This window comes from Pseudomonas sp. DWRC2-2 (assembly GCF_049897885.1).
Lineage (GTDB): Bacteria > Pseudomonadota > Gammaproteobacteria > Pseudomonadales > Pseudomonadaceae > Aquipseudomonas > Aquipseudomonas azotoformans_A.
The window spans coordinates 198,076-221,609 of the sequence record NZ_JAFCXD010000004.1; the positions used below are offsets into that span (position 1 = coordinate 198,076).

The window sequence follows — 23,534 nt, forward strand, 5'->3', positions numbered from 1 at the left end:
AGTGAGTCGAGCAGATGACATTTCAAAACTATTCAACAAGCTGGGTGCCAACCCGAGTGGCTACCGCGAGATCGACTTTGTCCATGAGTTCATTGAGGACGATGTAGAGGTCTTGGAAGCCCCCGTCGCGACTCAAGCCCTGCCTGAAATTGAAGCGCCGTCAGCTCCCCTGTTGCGTCTGCTGGAAGAGCTGAGCCAAGGCGAAGCCGACCACCTGCAGCCGCCCGAAGTGGTGGAGGGGCGTGACGGCGAAATGTATTCGGAGCAATCGAGCCCCAACGTCGTGGTGGTTGTCTCGGTCAAAGGCGGCGTCGGCCGCAGCACCCTGACCGCTGCGATTGCCAGTGGCTTGCAGCGCCAGGGCCGCCCGGCGCTCGCCCTGGACCTGGACCCGCAGAACGCCTTGCGTCACCACCTGTGCCTGGGCCTCGACATGCCTGGCATAGGTGTGAACAGTTTGCTTAATGAAAGCTGGGAAACCCTGCCTGAACGCGGCTTTGCCGGTTGCCGCCTGGTGGCGTTTGGCAGCACCGACCACGAGCAGCAGCAGAGTCTGAACCGTTGGCTGGGCCAGGATAGCGAGTGGCTGGGCCAACGCTTGGCCGACCTTAAATTGAATGGCCAGGACACCGTGATCATCGACGTCCCGGCCGGCAATACCGTGTACCTCAGCCAGGCCATGTCGGTGGCCGATGCGGTGCTGGTCGTCGTGCAGCCGGACGTGGCCTCGTTCAGTACCCTCGACCAGATGGACAGTGTGCTTGCGCCGTACTTCAACCGCGAAAAACCGCCACAGCGCTTCTACGTGATCAACCAGTTGGACGCTGCCCACCGCTTCAGCCTGGACATGGTCGAGGTGTTCAAGACCCGTCTGGGTGCTGCCCTGCTGGGCACGGTCCACCGCGATCCCGCGTTCAGTGAAGCCCAAGCCTACGGTCGCGATCCCCTCGACCCCACCGTCAACAGTATCGGCAGCCAGGACGTCCACGCCCTGTGCCGCACCTTGCTCGAACGCATCGACTCGGACCTCCCATGACCGACAATACGTCCTCCACGCCCTTCGTCGAAGGGCGCGCTGAACAGCGCCTAAATGGCGCGATTGCGCGCTTCAATCGGTGGCCTGCGGCGCTGCGTACGGTGCTGGTTGTTGCCAGTTGCGTGCTTGGCGCCCTGCTTCTGCTGGGTATTATCAGCGCACCACTCGACCTCTACAGCCAGTGCCTGTTTGCCGGTGTGTGCTTCCTGGCGGTGCTGGTGCTGCGTAAAATTCCCGGACGCCTGGCGATCCTCGCGCTGGTGGTGCTGTCACTGGTGGCGTCGTTGCGCTACATGTTCTGGCGGCTCACCTCCACCCTCGGGTTCGAGACCTGGATCGACATGTTCTTCGGCTACGGCCTGGTCGCGGCCGAGTTCTACGCCTTGATCGTGCTGATCTTCGGCTACGTGCAAACCGCCTGGCCGTTGCGCCGCACGCCGGTGTGGTTGAAGACCGAGCCCGAAGAGTGGCCGACGGTCGACGTGTTCATCCCCACGTATAACGAAGCGCTGAGCATCGTAAAACTGACCATCTTCGCCGCCCAGGCAATGGACTGGCCCAAGGACAAGCTGCGCGTCCATGTGCTTGACGACGGCCGCCGCGACGACTTCCGCGACTTCTGCCGCAAGGTCGGCGTGAACTACATTCGCCGCGACAACAACTTCCACGCCAAGGCCGGTAACCTCAACGAAGCGTTGAAGGTCACCGACGGTGAATACATCGCCCTGTTCGATGCCGACCACGTGCCGACGCGCTCCTTCCTGCAAGTAAGCCTGGGCTGGTTCCTCAAAGACCCGAAGCTGGCGATGCTGCAAACGCCGCACTTCTTCTTCTCGCCAGACCCGTTCGAAAAGAACCTCGACACCTTCCGCGCCGTGCCCAATGAGGGCGAGCTGTTCTACGGCCTGGTGCAGGACGGCAACGACCTGTGGAACGCCACCTTCTTCTGCGGCTCCTGTGCGGTCATCCGCCGTAAACCGCTGCTGGAAATCGGCGGCGTAGCCGTCGAGACCGTGACCGAAGACGCCCACACCGCGCTCAAGCTCAACCGCCTGGGCTACAACACCGCTTACCTGGCCATCCCGCAAGCCGCGGGCCTGGCCACCGAAAGCCTGTCGCGCCACATCAACCAGCGGATTCGCTGGGCGCGGGGCATGGCGCAGATCTTCCGCACCGACAACCCGCTGCTGGGCAAGGGCCTCAAGTGGGGCCAGCGCATCTGCTACGCCAACGCCATGCTGCACTTCTTCTATGGTTTGCCGCGCCTGGTGTTCCTGACCGCGCCGTTGGCTTATCTGGTGTTCGGGGCGGAGATTTTCCACGCGTCGGCGCTGATGATCGTTGCCTACGTGTTGCCGCACTTGGTGCACTCAAGCCTGACCAACTCCCGGATCCAGGGGCGTTTCCGTCACTCGTTCTGGAACGAGGTGTACGAGACGGTACTGGCCTGGTACATCCTGCCGCCGGTGCTGGTGGCGTTGGTCAACCCCAAGGCCGGTGGCTTCAACGTGACCGACAAGGGCGGCATCATCGACAAGCAGTTCTTCGACTGGAAACTCGCGCGCCCGTACCTGGTGTTGCTGGCGGTGAATCTGGTCGGCCTGGGCTTCGGTATCCATCAGTTGATCTGGGGCGATGCGTCCACTGCCGTGACGGTAGCGATCAACCTGACCTGGACCCTCTACAACCTGATCATCACCAGCGCCGCCGTGGCCGTGGCTTCGGAAGCGCGCCAAGTGCGTTCCGAGCCGCGTGTCAGCGCCAAGCTGCCGGTGAGCATCATTTGTGCTGACGGCCGTGTGCTTGAAGGCACGACTCAAGATTTCTCGCAAAACGGCTTCGGCTTGATGCTCTCCGATGGTCACTCGATCACCCAGGGTGAGCGCGTGCAATTGGTGCTGTCACGCAACGGCCAGGACAGCTTGTTCGATGCCCGCGTGGTGTTCAGCAAGGGCGCGCAGATCGGTGCCCAGTTCGAACCCCTCAGTCTGCGCCAGCAAAGCGAGTTGGTTCGCCTGACCTTCTCCCGCGCCGATACCTGGGCCGCGAGCTGGGGCGCCGGCCAGCCGGATACACCGCTGGCGGCCCTGCGTGAAGTGGGCTCCATCGGCATCGGCGGCTTGTTCACCCTGGGCCGCGCCACCCTACACGAACTGCGTCTGGCCTTGAGCCGCACCCCCACAAAACCGCTAGATACGCTGATGGACAAGCCATGACCTCGAAGATATTCGCTCGCCCTCATCCGCGCCGTGCACTCGCGCTGATGATCGCCTCGCTGATGGGCCTCAACACCCTGGCGCAAGCTGCCGAGCAAGCGGTTGCCACCGTGCCGGTGCAAAGCACCGATAACGGCTACAGCCTGACCCTCAAGCAGCTGGGCCGCCGCGACACCATGAACCTGCAAGGCGTGGAGTCGTCCGACAGCGTCAACTTCGATATTCGTGCCGATGAAGTGGTGAAGGGCGCGCAACTGCTGCTCAAATACAGCTACTCGCCGGCGCTGCTGGCCGACCTGTCGCAGATCAACGTGTTGGTCAACGGCGAAGTCGCCGCCAGCCTGGCACTGCCTAAAGAAGGCGCGGGCATCCAGCAAGAGCAACTGGTGCAGCTTCCGCCGAAGCTGATCACCGAGTTCAACCGCTTGAGCCTGCAGTTCATCGGCCACTACACCATGTCCTGCGAAGACCCGCTGCACAGCAGCCTGTGGGCCAAGATCAGCAACAGCAGCGAGCTCAAAGTGCAGGTCGAGCCAATCGTGCTCAAGGACGACCTGGCCGTGCTGCCGCTGCCGTTCTTCGACAAGCGTGACGCGCGCCAGGTGAGCCTGCCGTTTGTGTTCGCCACTGCGCCCGACAGCGCCGCGCTGGAAGCGGCCGGTGCCTTGTCTTCATGGATTGGCGGCCTCGCCAGCTACCGGGGCGCGACGTTCCCGACCACCCTCGGCGATCTGCCGGCCAAAGGCAACGCCATCGTACTGGTGCAAACCGCCGACGCACTGGACGTGCACGGTGTTGCGGTCGCCAAGCCGACCGGCCCGACCCTGACCCTCATCGCCAACCCGAACGACGTCAACGGCAAACTGCTGATCGTCACCGGGCGTGACGGCGAAGAACTCAAGCGCGCCGCCAACGCGGTCGTGCTGGGTAACCCGGTATTGGCTGGCAACAGCGTGGTCATCACCAAACTCGACACCCTGGCACCGCGCCGTCCGTACGACGCGCCAAACTGGCTGCCAAGCAACCGACCGGTGCGCCTGGGCGAGTTGATCGAACAGCAGAAACTCAGCGTGTCGGGCTACAACCCAGGCGCGATCAGCGTCGACATGCGCCTGCCGCCGGACCTGTTCAACTGGCGTGAAGAGGGCGTGCCGCTCAAGCTCAAGTACCGCTACACGCCGCAGCAGGTGTCGACCAACTCGTCGCTGCTGATCGGCCTGAATGATCAATTCATGAAGTCTGTGGCCTTGCCGTCGGTGACCAACCTGGGCGGCGGCCAGACCCTGCTCGACCAGTTGAAGAAAGACGAAAGCCTGCCGCGCGAAGTGACGACCCTGCTGCCGATCAGCTCGGCATCGCCCAAGTCCAAGCTGCAACTGCGCTTCATGTACGACTACATCAAAGAAGGCGAATGCCGCGACATCATCGTCGACAACATGCGCGGTTCAGTCGACCCGGATTCGACCCTCGACGTCACCGGCTACCAGCATTACATCGCCATGCCGAATCTGGGCGTGTTCAACGACTCCGGCTTCCCGTTCACCCGCCTGGCTGACTTGTCGGAATCCGCCGTGGTCATGCCCGACAACTTTGGCACCGACGAGTTGACCGCCTACCTGACCGTGATGGGCCGCTTCGGCGAAGCCACCGGCTACCCGGCCACCGCCGTCAAAGTGGTGCAGGCCAAAGACGTGCAAAGCGTTGCCGACAAAGACCTGCTGGTGCTCGCCACCGCCGCCAACCAACCGCTGCTCAAGCAGTGGCAGCAATACCTGCCGGCCACCAGCGATGGTGAGCAGCACCAGTTCCTGCTGTCTGACCTGCCACGTTATGTCCGTAGCTGGGTCAGCCCAGACCCTGCGGGCAACCAGCATCCGGCCAATGCCGGCATTACCTTCAAGGGCCTGAGCAACAGTACTTGGCTGGCGGGCTTCCAATCGCCGCTCAAGAGCGGTCGCAGCGTGGTGCTGATCGCCAGCAACCAGCCGCAGGGCCTGCTGGAAGCCACCTCGGCGCTGATCGGCGGTGACGACTACAAAGACTCGATCCAGGGCAGCCTGGCCGTAGTGCAGGGCACCACGATCAGTTCGCTGGTAGGTGACGAGCAGTACTACGTCGGCAAGCTCAACTACTTCAAATTCATGCAGTGGCAACTGTCGCAGAACCTGGGTTGGATGCTGTTGATCACCTTCCTCGGCCTGGCGGTGGTGACCAGCCTGATCTACCTGTCGCTGCGCGCACGTGCAAAACGGCGGTTGGCATGAGCCCGCTCAAGAGCATGACCCTGGCCGCACTGGGCGCGGTGATGTTTGCCGGTAGCGCGCAAGCGCAAACCTGTGACTGGCCGCTGTGGCAGAACTACGCCAAGCGCTTTGTGCAGGACGATGGGCGAGTGCTGAACTCGTCGATGAAACCCACCGAGAGCAGTTCGGAAGGGCAGTCCTACGCGATGTTCTTTGCGCTGGTCGGTAATGACCGTGCGAGCTTCGACAAGCTGTGGACCTGGACCAAGGCCAACATGTCGGGTTCCGACATCGGCCAGAACCTGCCGGGTTGGCTGTGGGGCAAAAAAGCCGATAACACCTGGGGCGTGATCGACCCGAACTCTGCGAGCGACGCTGATTTGTGGATGGCTTACGCCTTGCTCGAAGCGGCGCGCGTGTGGAATGCACCGCAGTACCGCGCCGACGCACAATTGTTGTTGGCCAACGTCGAACGCAACCTGATCGTGCGCGTGCCCGGCCTGGGCAAGATGCTGTTGCCGGGGCCGGTGGGCTACGTGCATCCGGGCGGTTTGTGGCGTTTCAATCCGAGCTACCAGGTGCTTGCACAACTGCGTCGCTTCCAGAAAGAACGCCCGAACGCCGGTTGGAACGAAGTGGCTGAAAGCAACGCGCGCATGCTCGCCGACACCGCCAGCAACCCCCACGGCCTCGCGGCCAACTGGGTCGGTTATCGCGCGACCAGCGCCAACGCCGGGCTGTTTGTAGTCGACCCGTTCTCCGATGACCTGGGCAGCTACGACGCGATCCGCACCTACATGTGGGCCGGTATGACCGCCAAAGGCGATCCATTGGCAGCGGCGATGCTCAAGTCGCTGGGCGGTATGTCCCGCGCCACGGCCGCATCGGTCACCGGCTTCCCGCCGGAAAAAATCCACGTGCTGACCGGCGAAGCCGAGAAAAACAACGGCTACACGCCGATGGGTTTCTCTGCATCGACCATTGCCTTCTTCCAGGCCCGCGGCGAAACCGCCCTGGCGCAGCTGCAAAAGGCCAAGGTCGACGACGCACTCGCCAAGGCTCTGGCGCCTTCGGCACCGGAGAGCGCGCAGCCGATCTACTACGACTACATGCTCAGCCTGTTCAGCCAGGGCTTTGCCGATCAGAAGTACCGTTTTGAACAAGACGGTACGGTCAAATTATCCTGGGAGGCCGCATGCGCCGTCACACGCTAGCCATTGCGATTCTCGCCGCCCTGGTCTCGACGGCCAGCGTCGCTGAAACCAGCGACCCGCAGGCCCTGCTGATCGAGCAGGGTTACTACTGGCAGTCGAAAAAGAACCCTGAGCGCGCGCTGGAAACCTGGCAGAAACTCTTGAGCCTGAGCCCCGAGCAACCGGATGCGCTGTACGGCATCGGCTTGATCCAGGTGCAACAGAACCGTCCGGCCGAAGCGCAAAAGTACCTGGCCCGTTTGCAGGCGCTGAGCCCGGTGCCGCGCCAGGCGTTGCAGCTGGAGCAGGACATCACCGTGGCCGTGCCGGACAACGCCAAGTTGCTGGAGCAGGCCCGTGAGCTGGGTGAGCCCGACGACGAGCGCGAAAAGGCCGTGGCCTTGTACCGTCAGGTTTTCCAGGGCCGCCAACCCCAAGGCCTGATCGCCCGTGAGTACTACAACACCTTGGGCTTCACGGCCAAGGGCACCAGCGAAGCCATCACCGGCTTGCAGCGTTTGTCCCGTGAACGGCCGAACGACCCGATCGTTGCGTTGTTCCTCGCCAAGCACCTGGCGCGCAACCCGGCCACCCGGCCTGACGGCATTCGTGCCCTGGCCAAACTGGCACCGAACAATGACGTGGGCGGCAACGCCGATGAAACCTGGCGCTTCGCACTGATCTGGCTCGGCCCGCCGAAGCCGGACCAGGTGTCGCTGTTCCAGCAGTTCCTCACCGTGCACCCGGATGACGCCGAGATTCGCGCGCTGATGAACAAGGGCATTGCCCAAGGCAAAGGCGGCGGTACCTGGCAGCGTGACCCGCAGATGACCAAGGCCTTCAAGGCGCTGGATGACGGCGACCTGAAAACCGCCGAGCCGTTGCTGGCCGCGCGCCTTGCTCAAAAATCCAATGACGTCGACGCCCTCGGTGGCATGGGCGTATTGCGTCAACAGCAGGAACGTTACAGCGAAGCCGAAAACTACCTCGTCCAGGCTACCCGCTTGCCCGGTGGTGCCGCGTGGCAGTCGGCCCTGAACGACGTGCGCTACTGGAACCTGATCAGCCAAAGCCGCGACGCCCAACGCGCCGGCCGTAGCGCTCAGGCCCGTGACCTGGTGGCCCAGGCCGAACGTTTGAATCCAGGCCAGCCAGGCGCGGCGGTCGCTTTGGCGGGTTTCCAGTCTCAGGACAACCAGTTCGAAGAAGCCGAAGCCGGCTACCGCAAGGTGTTGGCCCGTCATCCCGGTGACCCGGATGCCTTGAGTGGCTTGATCAACGTGTTGTCCCAGTCGGGTCAACCGGATGAGGCCTTGAAGCTGATCGACTCGGTGTCACCGGCCCAGCGCGCCAAGTTCGCGCCGAGCGTGAAAATCAACGCATTGCGTGCGACCCAGGTCGGCAAACTGGCGGAGCAACGTGGTGACGTGAAAGGCGCACAAGCGGCCTACCGCCAGGCTCTCGACGCTGACCCTGAAAACCCGTGGACCCGTTTCGCCCTGGCGCGCATGTACCTGCGCGACGGCCAGATCCGCAATGCTCGTGCGTTGATCGACGGCTTGCTCAAGACCCAGCCCAACCAGCCGGACGCGCTGTACACCAGCACCCTGTTGTCGGCGCAACTGAGCGAATGGAAACAGGCCGAGACGACCCTGGGGCGTATCCCCACGGCGCAGCGCACGGCCGACATGAACGAGCTGGCGATCGATATCGCGCTGCACCAGCAGACCGACGTGGCCATCGAAACCGCTCGTCGTGGCCAGCGCCCTGAAGCCTTGGCATTGCTGGGGCGCTCTGAACCTCTGACCCGTCAGAAGCCTGAGCGTGTGGCTGTGTTGGCTGCCGCCTATGTAGAAGTCGGCGCCGCGCAGTACGGCCTGGACATGATGCAGAAGGTGGTGGAGAACAACCCCAACCCGACGGTTGACCAGAAACTGCTGTACGCCAACGTGTTGCTCAAGGCCAACAAGTACAGCGAGGCGGGCGAGATCCTGCGCGAAGTGCAAGGCCAGCCTCTGAGCGAAATCGGTCGCCAGCGCTATGACGACCTGATTTACCTGTACCGGGTCAAACAGGCGGATGCCCTGCGCGAGAAGAACGACCTGGTGGCCGCCTATGACATGCTGTCTCCGGCGTTGGCCCAGCGTCCGAATGACGCGCTGGGCGTCGGCGCACTGGCGCGGATGTACGCCGCCAGTGGCAACGGCAAGAAGGCGATGGAGTTGTACGCGCCGCTGATCCAGCAGAACCCGAACAACGCACGCCTGCAACTGGGCCTGGCGGACATCGCCCTGAAAGGCAATGACCGCAGCTTGGCGCAGAGCGCCAGTGACAAGGCGCTGGCCCTGGAGCCGGGTAACCCGGAGACGCTCACCTCGGCCGCGCGTATTTACCAGGGGCTGGGCAAGAACAGCGAAGCCGCTGAGTTACTGCGCAAGGCGCTGGCGATTGAAAACGCCATGAAGGCCAAGACCCAAGTGGCCCAGGCTGGTGCTCCAGGTACATCGTATAACCCGTTCGTAGGCTTGCCGGGCCAGCGTCGCCAGGTCACCGACCTGACCGTTGCTGGCGCCGTACCGCCGCCGATCGATGCGCCAACCAAGTCCGTGACGTCCAGCGCCTTTGCGAGTGCGACGTCCAACGACTTGAGCGATCCGTTTGTGCCGCCGTCGAGCATTGCCTCCGTCGACAGCCCCGAGCTGAGCCCGGCGCGACGTGCGCTGGATACCATCCTGCGTGACCGTACCGGCTATGTGGTGCAAGGCTTGAGCGTGCGCAGCAACAACGGCGAGAAAGGCTTGAGCAAACTCACCGATGTGGAAGCGCCGTTTGAAGCGCGTATGCCAGTGGGCGATAACACGGTGGCGCTGCGGGTGACGCCGGTGCATTTGAGCGCTGGTAGCGTCAAGACCGAATCGTTGTCGCGTTTTGGTAAAGGCACTACGGCCCCGGCTGGCTCACAGAGTGACAGCGGTGTCGGCTTGGCGGTGGCGTTTGAAAACCCGGATCAAGGCCTTAAGGCTGACGTCGGCGTGAGCCCGTTGGGTTTCCTCTACAACACCATCGTGGGGGGCGTGAGTGTGTCGCGTCCCTTTGAAGCCAACTCGAACTTTCGCTACGGCGCCAACATCTCGCGGCGTCCGGTCACCGACAGCGTCACCTCCTTTGCCGGTTCCGAAGACGGCGCGGGCAATAAGTGGGGTGGCGTCACTGCCAACGGTGGCCGTGGCGAGTTGAGCTACGACAACCAGAAATTGGGTGTTTACGGCTACGCCTCCTTGCATCAACTGATGGGCAACCACGTTGACGACAATACGCGCATGGAGTTGGGCAGCGGTATCTACTGGTACCTGCGTAATAACCCACGTGACACCCTGACCCTGGGCATCAGCGGCTCGGCGATGACCTTCAAGGAAAACCAGGACTTCTACACCTACGGCAACGGCGGTTACTTCAGCCCGCAGCGCTTCTTCTCCCTGGGCGTGCCGATTCGTTGGGCGCAGAGCTTTGATCGCTTCAGCTACCAGGTAAAAAGTTCGGTAGGCCTGCAGCATATCGCGCAAGATGGCGCGGATTATTTCCCTGGCGATAGCACGCTGCAAGCCGCCAGGGGTAATCCCAAGTACGACAGCACCAGCAAAACCGGCGTCGGCTACAGCTTCAACGCTGCCGCCGAATACCGCCTGAGCTCGCGGTTCTACCTGGGTGGCGAAATCGGTGTCGATAACGCCCAGGACTACCGCCAGTACGCCGGTAACGCTTATCTGCGCTACTTGTTCGAAGACCTGAGCGGGCCTATGCCATTGCCGGTCAGCCCGTACCGTTCACCTTATTCCAACTGATTAATCGGAGTCATTCATGCCTGTTTCTGCGATTGCCGGCCTAACCATGCTGGTATTGGGCGAAAGTCATATGAGCTTTCCCGATTCGTTGCTCAACCCGTTGCAAGACAACCTCACCAAGCAAGGCGCGGTGGTTCACTCCATCGGTGCGTGCGGTGCCGGTGCGGCGGATTGGGTTGTCCCGAAAAAAGTCGAGTGCGGTGGCGAACGTACACCGACTGGCAAGGCCGTGATCTATGGCAAGAACGCCATGAGCACCACGCCGATCCAGGAGCTGATCGCCAAGGACAAGCCCGACGTGGTCGTGCTGATCATCGGCGACACCATGGGCTCTTACACCAACCCGGTGTTCCCCAAAGCCTGGGCCTGGAAAAGCGTGACCTCGCTGACCAAAGCCATCACCGACACCGGCACCAAATGCGTGTGGGTCGGCCCGCCATGGGGCAAGGTCGGTTCCCAGTACAAGAAGGATGACACCCGCACCAAGCTGATGTCGTCGTTCCTGGCCAGTAACGTGGCGCCGTGCACCTACATCGATTCGCTGACGTTCTCCAAACCCGGCGAGTGGATCACCACCGACGGCCAGCACTTCACCATCGACGGTTACCAGAAGTGGGCCAAGGCGATCGGTACTGCCTTGGGTGACCTGCCGCCATCGGCCTACGGTAAAGGAAGCAAATAATGAAACGGATGACCCTGGGCCTGGCGACCTTGCTCGCCAGCGTCAGCGCCTACAGCGCCGACATCCCGTTGTACCCGACCGGCCCGGAGCAAGACGCAGCGTTCCTGCGTTTTGCCAACGGCACCCCCGGCGAATTGAAGCTGGTGGCCGACGGTTCCAAGGCCAGCCTGGTGTTGAATGGCGACAAAGCCGTGTCGGCCTTTTTGCCAGTGGTCGGCGGTGACAAGCCGATCAAAGGCGTGTTGAGCAGCGCCGGCAAAAACACCGATTTCTCGGTGAACGTGGCGCCGGGCGAATTCGCCACGGTGGTTGCGCTGGTCGATGCCAAGGGCGCCACGCGCCAACTGGTGGTGCGCGAAGTGCCGGACGACTTCAACGCACTCAAAGCCTCCCTGGCCTTTATCAACGCCGACGCCACCTGCGCCGACGCCAGCCTGGAAGCCGTGACGCAAAAGGCCGAGTTGTTCAAGAAGGTCGCGGAAGGTGCGGTGCAGCGTCGCATGATCAACCCGGTGGAACTGTCGGTGCAGCTCAAATGCGCCGGCGCGCCGGTTGGCCAGTCGCTGACGTTTACCCTCAAGGCGGGCGAGCGCTACAGCGTCTTGGCCGTTCCTTCAGACAAAGGCTCGAAGTTGCTGTTCGCCTCTGACGCACTCGCTAACTGATCGGGCCCGACACCACCATGGTCTTTGCCTCACTCGAATTCCTCACGCTGTTCCTGCCGGCCTTCCTGTTGATCTATGCCCTGGCTCGTCCGAGCTGGCGCAACGTCATCCTGTTGATCGGCAGCTGGTTGTTCTACGGCTGGTTGAGCCCGTTGTTCCTGTTCCTGCACATGGTGTTGACCGTGGTGGCCTGGATCGGCGGCCTGCTGGTGGACCGCTCCCGTGAGGACGGCAAAGGCCGGGTGCGCCTGTTGATTGCGTTGATCGTGTTCAACACGGCGGTGCTGTGTTGGTACAAATACGCCAACATCGTCGCTGGCACCGTGAGTGAGGTGATCACCTGGTACGGCTATATGCCGCTCGACTGGCAGCGCGTGGCCTTGCCGGCCGGCCTGTCGTTCATCGTGTTGCAGGCGATTTCCTATCTGGTGGATGTGCACCGTCATACGGTGCCGGTGGAGCGCAGCTTCATCAACTACGCCACTTATATCTCGATGTTCGGGCATTCGATTGCCGGTCCGATCATCCGTTACGACTGGGTCCGCCGTGAGCTGAACCAGCGTTATTTCAATTGGCCGAATTTCTCCCTGGGCGCGCGCCGCTTCATGATCGGCATGGGCATGAAAGTGCTGGTGGCTGACACCTTGTCGCCGCTGGTGGACATTGCCTTCCACCTGGAAAACCCAAGCCTGGTGGATGCCTGGATCGGTTGCCTGGCGTACTCGCTGCAACTGTTCTTCGACTTTGCTGGTTATAGCGCCATGGCCATCGGCCTGGGCCTTATGCTGGGTTTCCACTTCCCGGAAAACTTCAACCGGCCGTACCTGGCCAGCAGCATCCAGGACTTCTGGCGGCGCTGGCACCTGTCGTTGTCCAGCTGGTTGCGCGACTACCTGTACATCGCCCTGGGCGGTAACCGTGACGGCGTGTGGCGTACCTATCGCAACCTGTTCCTGACCATGGCGATTGCCGGGTTGTGGCACGGCGGTGACAGCTGGAACTACCTGTTGTGGGGTTCAGCCCATGGCGTGGCGTTGTGTGTTGACCGCGCTTGGTCGCGTTCGAGCCTGCCGAGCATTCCGCCGGTGCTGTCGCACGTCCTCACGTTGCTGTTTGTGTGCCTGGCCTGGACCTTGTTCCGTGCGCCGGACTTCCACTCGGCGCTGACCATGTATGCCGGCCAGTTCGGGATGCACGGCATGGGCCTGGGTGACGCGATGGCTGTGGCCATGCGCCCGGCCCATGGCATGGCGGCTTTGCTGGGCCTGGTGTGCATCATCGCGCCGATCTGGCAGGTGCGTTGCGAACAGCGTTTCGGCACCCAGCCGTGGTTCGTGGTGGCGGCTTCGCTGTGGCCGGTGGCCGGGTTTGTGTTGTCGTTTGCGCTGATTGCCAGCCGCGACGCCGTACCGTTTCTGTACTTTCAGTTCTAAGGACGCCCGACCATGCCTGCTCCTACCGCGCCGACTCCACCGAGCGACCTGGCCGTTCGCACCAGCCCCCTGGCGGCCTGGGTGTTGGTGCCCTTTTTGGCGGCAGGGTTGTTGTCCTGCGCCTGGCTGATGGTAAAGGGACCGATCAGTTATGTGCCGGCCAAGGTCGACAGCGACATGCTGCTGCACGGCGACCTCACTCATCGTTTTGCCAAGGAACTGGCCAAGGCGCCGATGGCGATCCAGGCCGCGAACCTGGAGCGTGGTGGTAGCTGGCTGGCGTTTGGCGACACCGGGCCGCGTGTGCGTCCGGGGTGCCCCGGCTGGTTGTTTATCAGCGATGAGCTGCGCATCAACCGTCACGCCGAAGCCAATGCCCAGACCAAGGCCCAGGCGGTGATCGACCTGCAAAAACAATTGGGTCAAAAAGGTATCGATCTGCAAGTGGTGGTGGTGCCGGACAAGAGTCGCATTGCCGCTGCCCAACGCTGTGGCCTGTACCGCCCCGCGGTGCTCGATAGCCGGATCCAGGACTGGACCCGGTTGTTGCAGGCGTCCGGCGTTTCCGCGCTGGACCTGACCGATACGCTCAAGCCGCTGGGCGCCGAGGCTTACCTGCGCACGGATACTCACTGGAGCGAAATTGGCTCCAACGCCGGTGCCCAGGCTCTGGCGCAACGTATCCAGCAACGCGGCATCAAGGCCACGCCGGAACAAACCTTCGACATCACCCAGGCACCGCTCGCCGTGCGTCCCGGTGACCTGGTGCGCCTGGCGGGTCTTGATTGGTTACCGCCCAAGTTGCAGCCGCCAGGGGAGTCGGTCGCGGCCAGCACCGCCCATGAAGCCGGTGGCGCGACCAGCAATGCCGATGACCTGTTTGGCGACGCCGGCTTGCCCAATGTGGCACTGATCGGCACCTCGTTTTCGCGTAATTCCAACTTTGTTGGCTTCCTGCAGAAGGCCCTGAATGCGCCGATCGGCAATTTCAGCAAAGACGGTGGCGAATTCTCCGGCGCGGCCAAGGCCTATTTTGAAAGCCCGGCGTTCAAGCAAACGCCGCCTAAGTTGTTGATTTGGGAGATTCCCGAGCGGGATCTGCAAACGCCCTACGATGTGATCAGCATGGGTCAGTAATTTGACTTTTTGCCGTTTGTCTAAAAAATAGACAACTATCTCATCAAAATAATGACACTTTTACGCGCCTGAAGCAGACTGCTTGCACTAGGGCGACCACAAAAAGACCTGCGGTAAGCAGTCGTATCAGCTGACCTTTTCACGTCTTTGAGCTTCGCCGTGATGAGGGGTTTGTGATGGGCATTACTGAGGGTCTTTTAGCCTTGCTCGGCAAGGATGTCTGCCAGGATGAGCGCGGGATGGCGTCGCGTTTGCATTTCTTCGGCAGCATTCCCAGCCCAGACGAGCGCGCCGCCAACGAAAGCGCCACGCCCGCGCCCGCCATGACCTTGCGCCCGAAAGTGGTGGCGCTGGTCTCGATCAATGGCGGTGTTGGCCGCAGCACCCTGGCCACTGCTTTGAGCAGCGGCCTGCAACGTCAGGGCGAGTCCGTCGTGGCGCTGGACCTGGACCCGCAGAACGCCTTGCAACATCACTTCGGGGTCAGCTCTGCCTTGCCGGGCATTGGGCGCACCAGCCTGGAGCATGGGCAGTGGAGCCAACTCCAACAGCTCAGCTTTGCCGGTTGCCAGGTCATCACCTTTGGCGAAGTCGATATCCCCCAGCAGGAAAGCCTGGAGCGCTGGCTCAAGCACGAGCCGCACTGGCTGGCTCAACACCTCGCGTCTCTGGACTTGAGCGCACGGCATACGGTGATCATCGATACCCCCGCCGGTAACAACGTCTACTTCCATCAAGCATTGAGCGTTGCCGACGTGGTGCTGGTCATCGTGCAGGCCGATGCTGCGTGCCTGGGCACCCTCGACCATCTGGATGGACTGCTTGCCCCGCATCTCGAGGCTCAGCACCCGCCTCGCGTGCACGTGGTCATCAACCAAGTGGATGAAAGGAGTGCCTTCAGCCTGGACATGGTCGAGGCCTTCACACAGAGGCTGGGGAAAGCGGCGTTGCAAGTGCACCGCGACATAGCGATCAATGAAGCGCTGGCTTTTGGTGTCGACCCGTTGGATAGCGTGGAGAAGGGGCTGGCAGCTGACGATATCAACGATATTTGTCGGCTGTTGAAGGCGCCAAAAACAACCGGCTGAAGCGCTGGTTATACGCTGAACGCCAGATGCTTATGCACAATCGGTTGGATGCACCTGTCACTAAACAGCCATTTTGTGGAGCGGTTCTCATCACGCCGCAACTGCCTGTTTTGCGTGCGTTTTATTTTGTGAACAAAAAATGACCAGCTCGGTTTATGACCTGTAGAGCAGATAGCTACAGGCTCCGTAAAGATTTCATCAACAGAGTTATCCACAGGCTGTGCTGCGACAATTTTGCCCCTTAATCGCGCTCGGCAAGCACCATCAAGTTGCGCGGTGTCAGTGCGGGTTCGCAGAACGTGCCTACCTGGACCCTGTAGCCGTTTTCGCCAAGAAACAATGCTCGATCCAGCACCAGCCACATTTCCAGTGGGCGCCGAAACAGGCCACGTACCAACTCCAGGTTCCTCACCTGTGCCAAGCGGCGCCAGCCGTGTGCCTCCAGCGCCGCCCAATCCTGATCGCCTGTGGATAACCCTTTGAGGTTGGCCAGTTCCTGGCAGTAGTCGGCAAAGGGTTTGTCCAGCCAGCTCGCGGCCAGGGAGGGCGTGGGCAGGTACTCGTCGACGCCACGAAGTTCGCGTTGCAACTGATCGAAGCCCAAGCGTCGCGCCATGGACGTGTCCCTTTGCAGGCGTACCCGCTTGCCTGCGGTGACGGTTTCGCTCAGCGGCAAGCCGAGGTCATCAATCGATAACTGCAGGCGTGACGCGCGGCCTGCGTTGGAGAGTGGCAGGTAGGTTTGAGCGTCGATGCGGTTGTAGCAACAAGGCGCCAGCGCGAGCTGTTTGCAGCCGGCTTTGCTGGCCAGTTGCAGCAGGCGCACATGCAGGTCGCCACAGGCATGCAGGGCAACGGGTGTGTGTTCGGGACTGATTGCCACGTCGGCCATCACGTCTTGCAGACGATGGGTGACCGCCAAGCGGTGATGGTCGCTTAAGGCTTGGCCTGCGGCGATCAGCGCCGGGTCGTATTCCAGGCAGGTCAATGTTTGATCGGCCTGTAGCAGACGGCGACCCAGGTGGCCTTTGCCTGCACACCAGTCCAGCCAGTGTGTGGGCACTTGCTTGAAATGCAGTGCAGCGCCGAAGGCTTCGATCTGGTCCCACTTGCGGCCAGGCACATCAACGCTCAGGCGATGGCGAGCGGTAGGCAGGGGTTGCGTCGGTAACTTATCCACAGCGCTGAGCTGGCGAGCTTGCGCAGCGAGTTGTGGAAAAGGTGCCGGTGCCAGCAGGTCATGGGGTTGGTTATGACTGGCCTCGGCATCGGCCAGCGAGCGCTGGCGCAGCCACTGGGCGAGGTCCGGATGCTGGGTTTCCCAAGGGAGCTGGCGATGCGTAAAGGGCCGTGGTTTCCACAGCCCTTGGTGCTCGATCAGGAACGCATCCAGTGCCTGGAAGCGTACCTCAGCGTCCCTGGCAAGCATCGACGCGTAGCCACCGTTCCAGCAGTTTGAAGGCCCGTACCAGGATGTAAGCCATCAACAGATAGAACAGGCCGGCGGCGAAGAAGATCTCCACCGGTAAATAGGTACGGGCGATGATGGTCCGTGCCATGCCGGTCAATTCCAGAAGGGTGACGGTACTTGCCAGGGCGCTGGCCTTGAGCATCAGGATCACTTCGTTGCTGTAAGCCGGCAGGCCGATGCGCGAGGCGCGTGGCAGGATGATGTAGAACAGCGTCTTCGGCTTGGACATGCCCAGGGCGCGCGCCGCTTCAATCTCGCCGGGCGGGATAGCCTGGATCGCGCCGCGCAGGATCTCGGCGATGTAGGCGGCCGTGTGCAGGGTCATGGTGGCGGTGGCACACCAGAACGGATCGCGCAGGTAGGGCCACATGAAGCTCTCGCGCACCGTGTCGAACTGCGCCAGGCCGTAGTAGACCAGGAACAGTTGCACCAGCAAGGGTGTGCCACGGAAGAAGAAAATGTAGGCGTAGGGCAGGGCGCTCACGTACCAACGGCGTGAGGAGCGAGCGATACCCAGCGGGATCGCCAACAGCAGACCGGCGATCACTGCAATGGCCACGAGCTCCAGCGTTAGGGTTGCGCCTTGGGCCAATCTTGGCAGCCACTTGATGATCACGGCCCAGTTCAAGCCCAGGTCAAAATGCGCCAGCCAGCTGTAGTCGCCGCTCATTGGGTGCTCCTTGCAAAGCCGCGGGCGGCGCGTTTTTCCAGGAAGTGCATGCCGGTCATAGCCAGGACCGTGAGGCCCAGGTACATGAACGCCGCCACCATGAAGAAGGTGAATGGCTGCTTGGTGACGGTTACGCCGATCTGCGCATGGCGCATGATTTCTTCCAGGCCGATCACCGACACCAGTGCGGTGTCCTTCATCAGGATCATGAACAGGTTGCCCAGGCCCGGCAGGGCGATGCGCCACATCTGCGGCATGATCAACCGGGTGAAAATCCTGAATTTCGACAGTCCCAACGCTACACCGGCTTCGCGGTGGCCTTTGGGAATGGCGAGGATTGCGCCACGGAACACTTCCGTCGCGTAGGCGCCGAAGCACAGGCCCAGGGCGATCACCCCGGCGGCAAAGGCGCTGAGGGAAAGGTCGGGGTTACCGAAGAACTCGCCAAGGGCACGCATCAGATTGACCGTGCCGAAATAAATCAGCAGTACCCACAACAGTTCGGGAATGCCGCGAACAATGGTCGAATACGCACCGCCCACCCATTGCAGTGGTTTGTACGGCGAAGTCTTGGCCAAGGCCCCGGCAAGGCCGAGCAGCAGCCCCAGGCACAGGGCCGTGAGCGCCAGTTTGACGGTCATCAGCGCGCCAGCGGCGAGCGCCGGGCCGAATCCGTAGAGATCGAAATTCATGGTGTTTTCATATCGCGGCAGGCATTGCAAAAAGCCGACGCGCTCAAGTGAGCGCGCCGGGCATACCGTTCAGATCATTCGATGCTGAAAGGGAAGTACTTGTCGTTGATCTTCTTGTAGGTGCCGTCTGCCTTGATCTCTGCCAGGGCTTTGTTCAGGCGCTCGCGCAGTGGGTCGCCCTTGCGTACGGCGATACCGATCTTGTCGCTTTCTACAACCGGGTCGCCTTTGAATTCATAGGCTGAACCGTCTTTGCTCTTGAGCCATTCGTACTGCACGTACTTGTCGGCGAGGATGCCGTCCAGGCGACCAGAGGTCAGGTCGAGGTAGGCGTTTTCCTGGGTGTCATACAGCTTGGCCGTGGTGTCCGGCAGCTTGTCTTCCAGGTAGGTGCCGGCCAGCGTCGCGCGTTGGGCGCCGATGGTCTTGCCCTTCAGGTAAGTCGCGTCGGTCTTGAAGTCCGCAGTGGCTTTAGGCGCGATGAACTGCAGCTTGTTGGAGTAGTACGGGTCGGTGAAGTCGACGGCCTGCTTGCGCTCGTCGGTGATCGACAGCGAGGACACCAGGAAGTCGAACTTCTTGGCGTTCAGGGCCGGGATGATGCCGTCCCAGTCGGATACATACACTTCGCACTTCTCGACTTTCATCTTGGCGCACAGGGCGTCGCCGATGTCTTTGTCGAAGCCGACGACATTGCCGCTGGCGTCTTTATTGTTGAACGGCGGGTAGGCCGCTTCGATCCCCATTTTCAAGGTTTCTGCCATGGCCGTGGCGCTGAACGCCATCGAGACGGCCGCAGCCAGAAGGAATTTTTTATAGTTCTGCATGCATGTTGCTCCGTTAGCGGTTGCTGGACATGAATTGTTTGCAGCGCGCCGAAAGCGGGTTTTCAAACACCTGCTGTGGCGATCCTTGCTCTTCGACCAGGCCCTGGTGCAGGAACACCACTTCACTGGACACCTGGCGGGCGAAGCCCATTTCATGGGTGACCAGCAGCATGGTGCGACCTTCTTCGGCCAGCGCGCGGATCACATTAAGTACTTCCTGAACCATTTCCGGGTCAAGCGCCGAAGTGGGCTCATCGAACAGGATGACTTTAGGCTGCATCGCCAGGGTGCGCGCAATGGCCGCCCGTTGCTGCTGGCCGCCGGACAATTGCGCGGGGTAAGCGTGGCGTTTGTCAGCAATGCCGACCTTGGCCAGCAAGGCTTCGGCCACTTCGATGGCTTCGGCCTTGCTTTGGCCAAGCACGCGACGAGGGGCCTCGATGATGTTGTCGAGGATGCTCATGTGCGGCCACAGGTTAAAGTTTTGAAACACAAAACCGATTTCGCTGCGCAGGCGGTTGATCTGCTTGCCGTCGGCGGCCATCAGCTCGCCGTTTTTTGCGGCCTTGAGCTTGAGTTCTTCGCCGGCGACCAGGATCTGGCCCTGGTGCGGGTTTTCCAGCAGGTTGATGCAGCGCAGGAAGGTGGACTTGCCGGAACCGGAGGAACCCAGGATCGAGATCACATCGCCGTCGCGAGCGGTCAGAGAGATACCTTTAAGTACCTCCAGCTCACCATAGCGTTTATGCAAGTTGCGGATTTCAAGCGCGGGCGTGGCCTCGGCCATGTGGGGTCCTCATTGTGTTCGTTGCGATCCTGCTGTTGGGCCGCCTTCCTGGCGAGGCGCCAAGCTAGCATAGCGTCTTGATGGCAGCCAACAGCATGGCCGGCGGTAAACAGGTGGTGTGCGGCAGGGTGTCGCATCGGCACAGCAGCGTGTCGCGCCATCAACAACCGAACATCCGTTTGAACCCGAAAAACCGCAGGCTTCGCGTAAAAAAGGGCGCGATGGTGCCAGCTTTGGCCGGGTGTTGGAAGGGTTAACCGGGCAAACGGTGCATATCAGCCCTTTTGTAGGGCGTCACGTACTTTTTGTGTGTGTTTATGGTGCGTTTATCCGTCTTGGATGTGAGTCGCACGGTAACGCTATAGCGGAATGCCATTGTTCTCAATGACTTGCGAGTCGTGTTGAAACGTCCTACAGCCCGCGTCAATCGCGGCTCTGTAACATTTTGGCGCAAATCTTGCGTAAAAAATAAAGAACGCCCTGTTGGTTTCTTTTCACGAGAAAGATTCCGGGCCGGGCGGACCGTTTTCGCAATTCCTCGTAAAGGTGTGTCAATGAGTAGTACGCAAAGCTCCAATGACCTCGAACAGGGGCTCAAACCGCGTCACGTCACCATGCTGTCGATTGCCGGCGTTATTGGTGCCGGTTTGTTTGTTGGCTCCGGCCACGCGATTGCTGCTGCCGGCCCGGCCGTACTGCTGGCCTATGCCGCAGCGGGCACGCTGGTGGTATTGGTGATGCGCATGCTGGCCGAAATGGCCGTGGCGTCGCCGGACACCGGTTCGTTCTCCACCTACGCCGACCGGGCGATCGGCCATTGGGCCGGTTTCACCATCGGCTGGTTGTACTGGTGGTTCTGGGTATTGGTGATTCCATTGGAAGCCAACGCGGCGGCGACCATTCTGCATGCCTGGTTCCCGGACGTGGCCATTTGGGCCTTTACGCTGATCATCACTTTGCTGTTGACCGCGACCAACCTGTTCAGCGTGAAGAACTACGGCGAGTTCGAGTTCTGGTTTGCGTTGATCAAGGTTGTGGCCATCGTCGGCTTCGTGATCCTCGGCCTGGCCGCGATCTTCGGCTTCCTGCCGACCAGCCAGGTCAGCGGCGTTTCGCACCTGTTCGACACCCAAGGCTTCATGCCCAACGGCATGGGCGCCGTGTTGGCGGCGATCCTGACCACCATGTTCTCCTTCATGGGCACCGAGATTGTCACTATCGCGGCAGCTGAATCGAAGAACCCAGACCAGCAGATCACCAAGGCCACCAACTCGGTGATCTGGCGCATTGGTTTGTTCTACCTGTTGTCGATCTTCATCGTGGTGTCCCTGGTGCCATGGAACGATCCGACCCTGGCGGCCGTTGGTTCCTACCAGACCGTGCTGGAACGCATGGGCATTCCGAATGCCAAGCTGATCGTCGACCTGGTGGTACTGGTTGCGGTGACCAGCTGCTTGAACTCGGCGCTGTACACCGCCTCGCGCATGCTGTTCTCCCTGGGCCGTCGCGGTGATGCGCCGGCGGTGGCCAAGCGCACCAACAAGAGCGGCACGCCTTACTGGGCGGTGTTGCTGTCGACTGGCGCGGCGTTCCTGGCGGTATTCGCCAACTACGTGGCCCCTGCGGCAGTGTTCGAGTTCCTGCTGGCCAGCTCCGGCGCCATTGCGTTGCTGGTGTACCTGGTGATCGCGGTGTCGCAACTGCGTATGCGCCAGAAGCGCACGGCGGCGGGCGAGAAGATTGTCTTCAAAATGTGGCTGTTCCCAGGCCTGACCTACGCAGTAATGGTGTTCATCGTCGGCACGCTGACCATCATGCTGTTCCAGGAAGCGCACCGGGTCGAGATCATTGCGACCGGCGTGTTGAGCTTGCTGGTGGTGGCGGCGGGGCTGATTGTGGCGAGCCGTCGCAAGGCGCAGAGACTGGGTGCTGCGGTGCTGAATTGATCTGTTGAAGAAAACAATAAGGGAGCCATTTGGCTCCCTTATTTATGTGTGCAATTAGTCAGCCGAGCTGGTCAGCGCTTGTGAGGCCGCCACGTAGTCCGCCTGGAATTCCGGCGACTCGATCCACGCCAGTGCCGCGGCTTCATCATCGGTATCCGTAACCCACTGGCGATATTCGATCAGCGCCGCGAGGATAAAGTCGGTGGCTTCTTCTTCGCCTTCCTGCTCCAGCACCAGTGCCAGCAACGGGTGGGCCAGGAACACCGCGCACAGGGCCTGCTGGCTGGTTTCGCCAGCGGTGCGCATCTCTACGAACAGCTCGGTCAGATCCACTGACTCAAGGTCAATGCGGCTGTCATCGCCGGCAAACGCATCCGGCTTGGTCGCGACGGCGCGCTGCGTGCGGTTCTGCTTGGCCTTGGCCTTGGCCCGGTGGGCACGTTTTTGCTGCTTGTTTGGCGAGGCCATGGGCTCAGCGTCCTAGGGTTTTGGGTCTGGGTGGGGTATTGAAGCGCAGGTTGGGGGAAATCCCAAGGGTATCTGCAGTCAATTGGCCGTTTTGAAGCCACGCCAATGCAACTGGCCACAGCCGATTCTGATACTTGCTGCGAAAAAATGCGAAATGTCCGACTACCTTTTCGCCTATATCCTCAGGCGCTATCCGTAAATGAGTGTGCTCACTGCCGTCGAAATACCCCAATAACCGTTCGATGGCGGCGACGGTCCCGAACGGATCGTCGGTAATGCTGATAGCCAGAATCTGCGCCTTCACGCGACTGAATGGCAACTCACCCAGGGCTCGTCCGCTGGGGCGTGTTTCATATCTGGGCGTCGGGGTGCTCCAATCCCGCACCACGCCCGCCGGTGTATCTTCCAGCCAGCCCAGGCGCTTACCGGGAAAGTGTCCGCAGAGCGCGGTCAGCAGCGGCATCATCACATGCCACTTGGCAAACATCCGCCAGCGCACACTCGCTGCGTAATCGCGCCAGTACGCAAACTGCGCGCCCACGGTCACCATTCGCCGAATGACCGCACCCGACGCCCCGAGCCCTGCCGCGCAGCCACCGAAGCTGTGGCCGACCACATCAATCGGCTGCCCCGGAAACTCCCGTTGCGCACGTTGCAGCATGGCCTCGAAATCCAGCACGCCCCAGTCCGACCATGAAGCCTTGAAGCCGCGCAATGAGCCACTGCGGGATTCGCCGATGCCACGGTAGTCGTAGGTGATGACGTCAAAGCCGTTAGTGAACAGGTAGTCGGCGAAGCGGGCGTAGTGGCGGCAGCGTACGGAGGTGGCAGCGTTGATGATGACCACGGGGCGTGTGGGATCGGTTCTGATGTGGCGCCAGGTGAAGCCGCCTAGCAGGTGGCCGTCGGCTGCGGGCTCCTTGAAAGATTCGCCGTGGTCACGCGCCGGTGAGGCCGAGGGCCATCGCAAAGAGGCGTCGTTCAAATTCATTGGGTTCTCGGCCTTTATAGGTTTCTTATTTTTTTAGTAACAGTTCACCAGTTTGCCAGTAGTTGCACCACGTCTGGCAGGGTCATTAACCTTCGATACCCGCTGATAAAGCCATACATCCGAGAGGAACGACAGCAAACCATGGAC

Annotated in this window: 18 protein-coding genes; 11 read left to right on the forward strand and 7 right to left on the reverse strand. The window is 61.3% G+C overall.

Annotation, left to right across the window (positions count from 1 at the left end; all coding sequences use genetic code 11):
- Window position 1 precedes the first annotated feature (1 nt).
- The 10 genes from bcsQ (ACP7EW_RS19775) (at window position 2) to bcsQ (ACP7EW_RS19820) (ending at window position 15,535) form a co-directional block, all read left to right on the forward strand.
- The gene (bcsQ, locus tag ACP7EW_RS19775) at window positions 2-1,036 is read left to right on the forward strand and encodes a cellulose biosynthesis protein BcsQ (protein WP_426219134.1); all 1,035 of its coding nucleotides are present in this window, start codon (window positions 2-4) and stop codon (window positions 1,034-1,036) included.
- Window positions 1,033-3,252 carry a UDP-forming cellulose synthase catalytic subunit gene (bcsA, locus tag ACP7EW_RS19780; RefSeq protein ID WP_033896884.1) on the forward strand — a complete coding sequence of 740 codons (2,220 nt, stop codon included), beginning with the start codon at window positions 1,033-1,035 and terminating at the stop codon, window positions 3,250-3,252. The genes bcsQ (ACP7EW_RS19775) and bcsA overlap by 4 nt, the downstream gene beginning before the upstream one ends.
- Window positions 3,249-5,516, forward strand: coding sequence for a cellulose biosynthesis cyclic di-GMP-binding regulatory protein BcsB (gene bcsB / locus ACP7EW_RS19785; RefSeq protein WP_426219136.1), 2,268 nt, complete (start codon window positions 3,249-3,251; stop codon window positions 5,514-5,516). The genes bcsA and bcsB overlap by 4 nt, the downstream gene beginning before the upstream one ends.
- Entirely contained in the window at window positions 5,513-6,709 is a 1,197-nt protein-coding gene (gene bcsZ / locus ACP7EW_RS19790; RefSeq protein ID WP_426219138.1) for a cellulose synthase complex periplasmic endoglucanase BcsZ, read from the forward strand. The genes bcsB and bcsZ overlap by 4 nt, the downstream gene beginning before the upstream one ends.
- Window positions 6,691-10,530 (forward strand): cellulose synthase subunit BcsC-related outer membrane protein, encoded by a 3,840-nt coding sequence (locus ACP7EW_RS19795; RefSeq protein ID WP_426219140.1) that lies wholly within the window; start codon window positions 6,691-6,693, stop codon window positions 10,528-10,530. Before bcsZ ends, ACP7EW_RS19795 begins: the two co-directional genes overlap by 19 nt.
- Before the next feature lie 16 nt (window positions 10,531-10,546).
- Window positions 10,547-11,212, forward strand: coding sequence for an SGNH/GDSL hydrolase family protein (locus tag ACP7EW_RS19800; protein ID WP_028615346.1), 666 nt, complete (start codon window positions 10,547-10,549; stop codon window positions 11,210-11,212).
- Window positions 11,212-11,877 (forward strand): cell division protein FtsQ, encoded by a 666-nt coding sequence (locus ACP7EW_RS19805; RefSeq protein ID WP_426219142.1) that lies wholly within the window; start codon window positions 11,212-11,214, stop codon window positions 11,875-11,877. Before ACP7EW_RS19800 ends, ACP7EW_RS19805 begins: the two co-directional genes overlap by 1 nt.
- 17 nt (window positions 11,878-11,894) lie before the next feature.
- A complete protein-coding gene (locus tag ACP7EW_RS19810; protein ID WP_033896889.1) occupies window positions 11,895-13,310 on the forward strand; it encodes an MBOAT family O-acyltransferase in 1,416 nt (471 codons plus the stop codon).
- 12 nt (window positions 13,311-13,322) lie between these two features.
- Window positions 13,323-14,447, forward strand: a complete 1,125-nt coding sequence (locus ACP7EW_RS19815; RefSeq protein ID WP_426219144.1) for an alginate O-acetyltransferase AlgX-related protein — start codon at window positions 13,323-13,325, stop codon at window positions 14,445-14,447.
- A gap of 176 nt (window positions 14,448-14,623) precedes the next feature.
- The gene (bcsQ, locus tag ACP7EW_RS19820; RefSeq protein ID WP_426219146.1) at window positions 14,624-15,535 is read left to right on the forward strand and encodes a cellulose biosynthesis protein BcsQ; all 912 of its coding nucleotides are present in this window, start codon (window positions 14,624-14,626) and stop codon (window positions 15,533-15,535) included.
- A 241-nt stretch (window positions 15,536-15,776) separates the two neighbouring features.
- On the opposite strand, the gene ACP7EW_RS19825 is transcribed toward bcsQ (ACP7EW_RS19820), so the two are convergent.
- The 5 genes from ACP7EW_RS19825 to ACP7EW_RS19845 all read right to left on the reverse strand — a co-directional run bounded on the left by ACP7EW_RS19825 (window position 15,777) and on the right by ACP7EW_RS19845 (window position 19,982).
- Entirely contained in the window at window positions 15,777-16,964 is a 1,188-nt protein-coding gene (locus ACP7EW_RS19825) for a methyltransferase (RefSeq protein ID WP_426219148.1), read from the reverse strand.
- Window positions 16,945-17,634 (reverse strand): ABC transporter permease, encoded by a 690-nt coding sequence (locus tag ACP7EW_RS19830; RefSeq protein WP_033896924.1) that lies wholly within the window; start codon window positions 17,632-17,634, stop codon window positions 16,945-16,947. Before ACP7EW_RS19830 ends, ACP7EW_RS19825 begins: the two co-directional genes overlap by 20 nt.
- 38 nt (window positions 17,635-17,672) lie before the next feature.
- Window positions 17,673-18,368: an ABC transporter permease gene (locus ACP7EW_RS19835; protein WP_177074506.1), complete on the reverse strand. Its 696-nt coding sequence runs from the start codon at window positions 18,366-18,368 to the stop codon at window positions 17,673-17,675.
- A 74-nt stretch (window positions 18,369-18,442) separates the two neighbouring features.
- On the reverse strand, window positions 18,443-19,195 hold the full coding sequence (locus tag ACP7EW_RS19840; RefSeq protein ID WP_016979104.1) for an ABC transporter substrate-binding protein: 753 nt from the start codon (window positions 19,193-19,195) through the stop codon (window positions 18,443-18,445).
- Window positions 19,196-19,208: 13 nt separating this feature from the next.
- Window positions 19,209-19,982: an ABC transporter ATP-binding protein gene (locus ACP7EW_RS19845; protein ID WP_010213906.1), complete on the reverse strand. Its 774-nt coding sequence runs from the start codon at window positions 19,980-19,982 to the stop codon at window positions 19,209-19,211.
- A 554-nt stretch (window positions 19,983-20,536) separates the two neighbouring features.
- Here ACP7EW_RS19845 and gabP point away from each other — a divergent pair.
- A complete protein-coding gene (gabP, locus tag ACP7EW_RS19850; protein WP_426219152.1) occupies window positions 20,537-21,928 on the forward strand; it encodes a GABA permease in 1,392 nt (463 codons plus the stop codon).
- Between the two features lie 54 nt (window positions 21,929-21,982).
- Here the strand turns inward: gabP and ACP7EW_RS19855 are convergent, their stop codons facing one another.
- Complete coding sequence (locus ACP7EW_RS19855; RefSeq protein ID WP_177074508.1) at window positions 21,983-22,396, reverse strand: hypothetical protein; 414 nt, start codon at window positions 22,394-22,396, stop codon at window positions 21,983-21,985.
- Window positions 22,397-22,400: 4 nt separating this feature from the next.
- Window positions 22,401-23,387, reverse strand: a complete 987-nt coding sequence (locus ACP7EW_RS19860; RefSeq protein WP_426219154.1) for an alpha/beta fold hydrolase — start codon at window positions 23,385-23,387, stop codon at window positions 22,401-22,403.
- Between the last annotated feature and the right edge of the window lie 147 nt (window positions 23,388-23,534).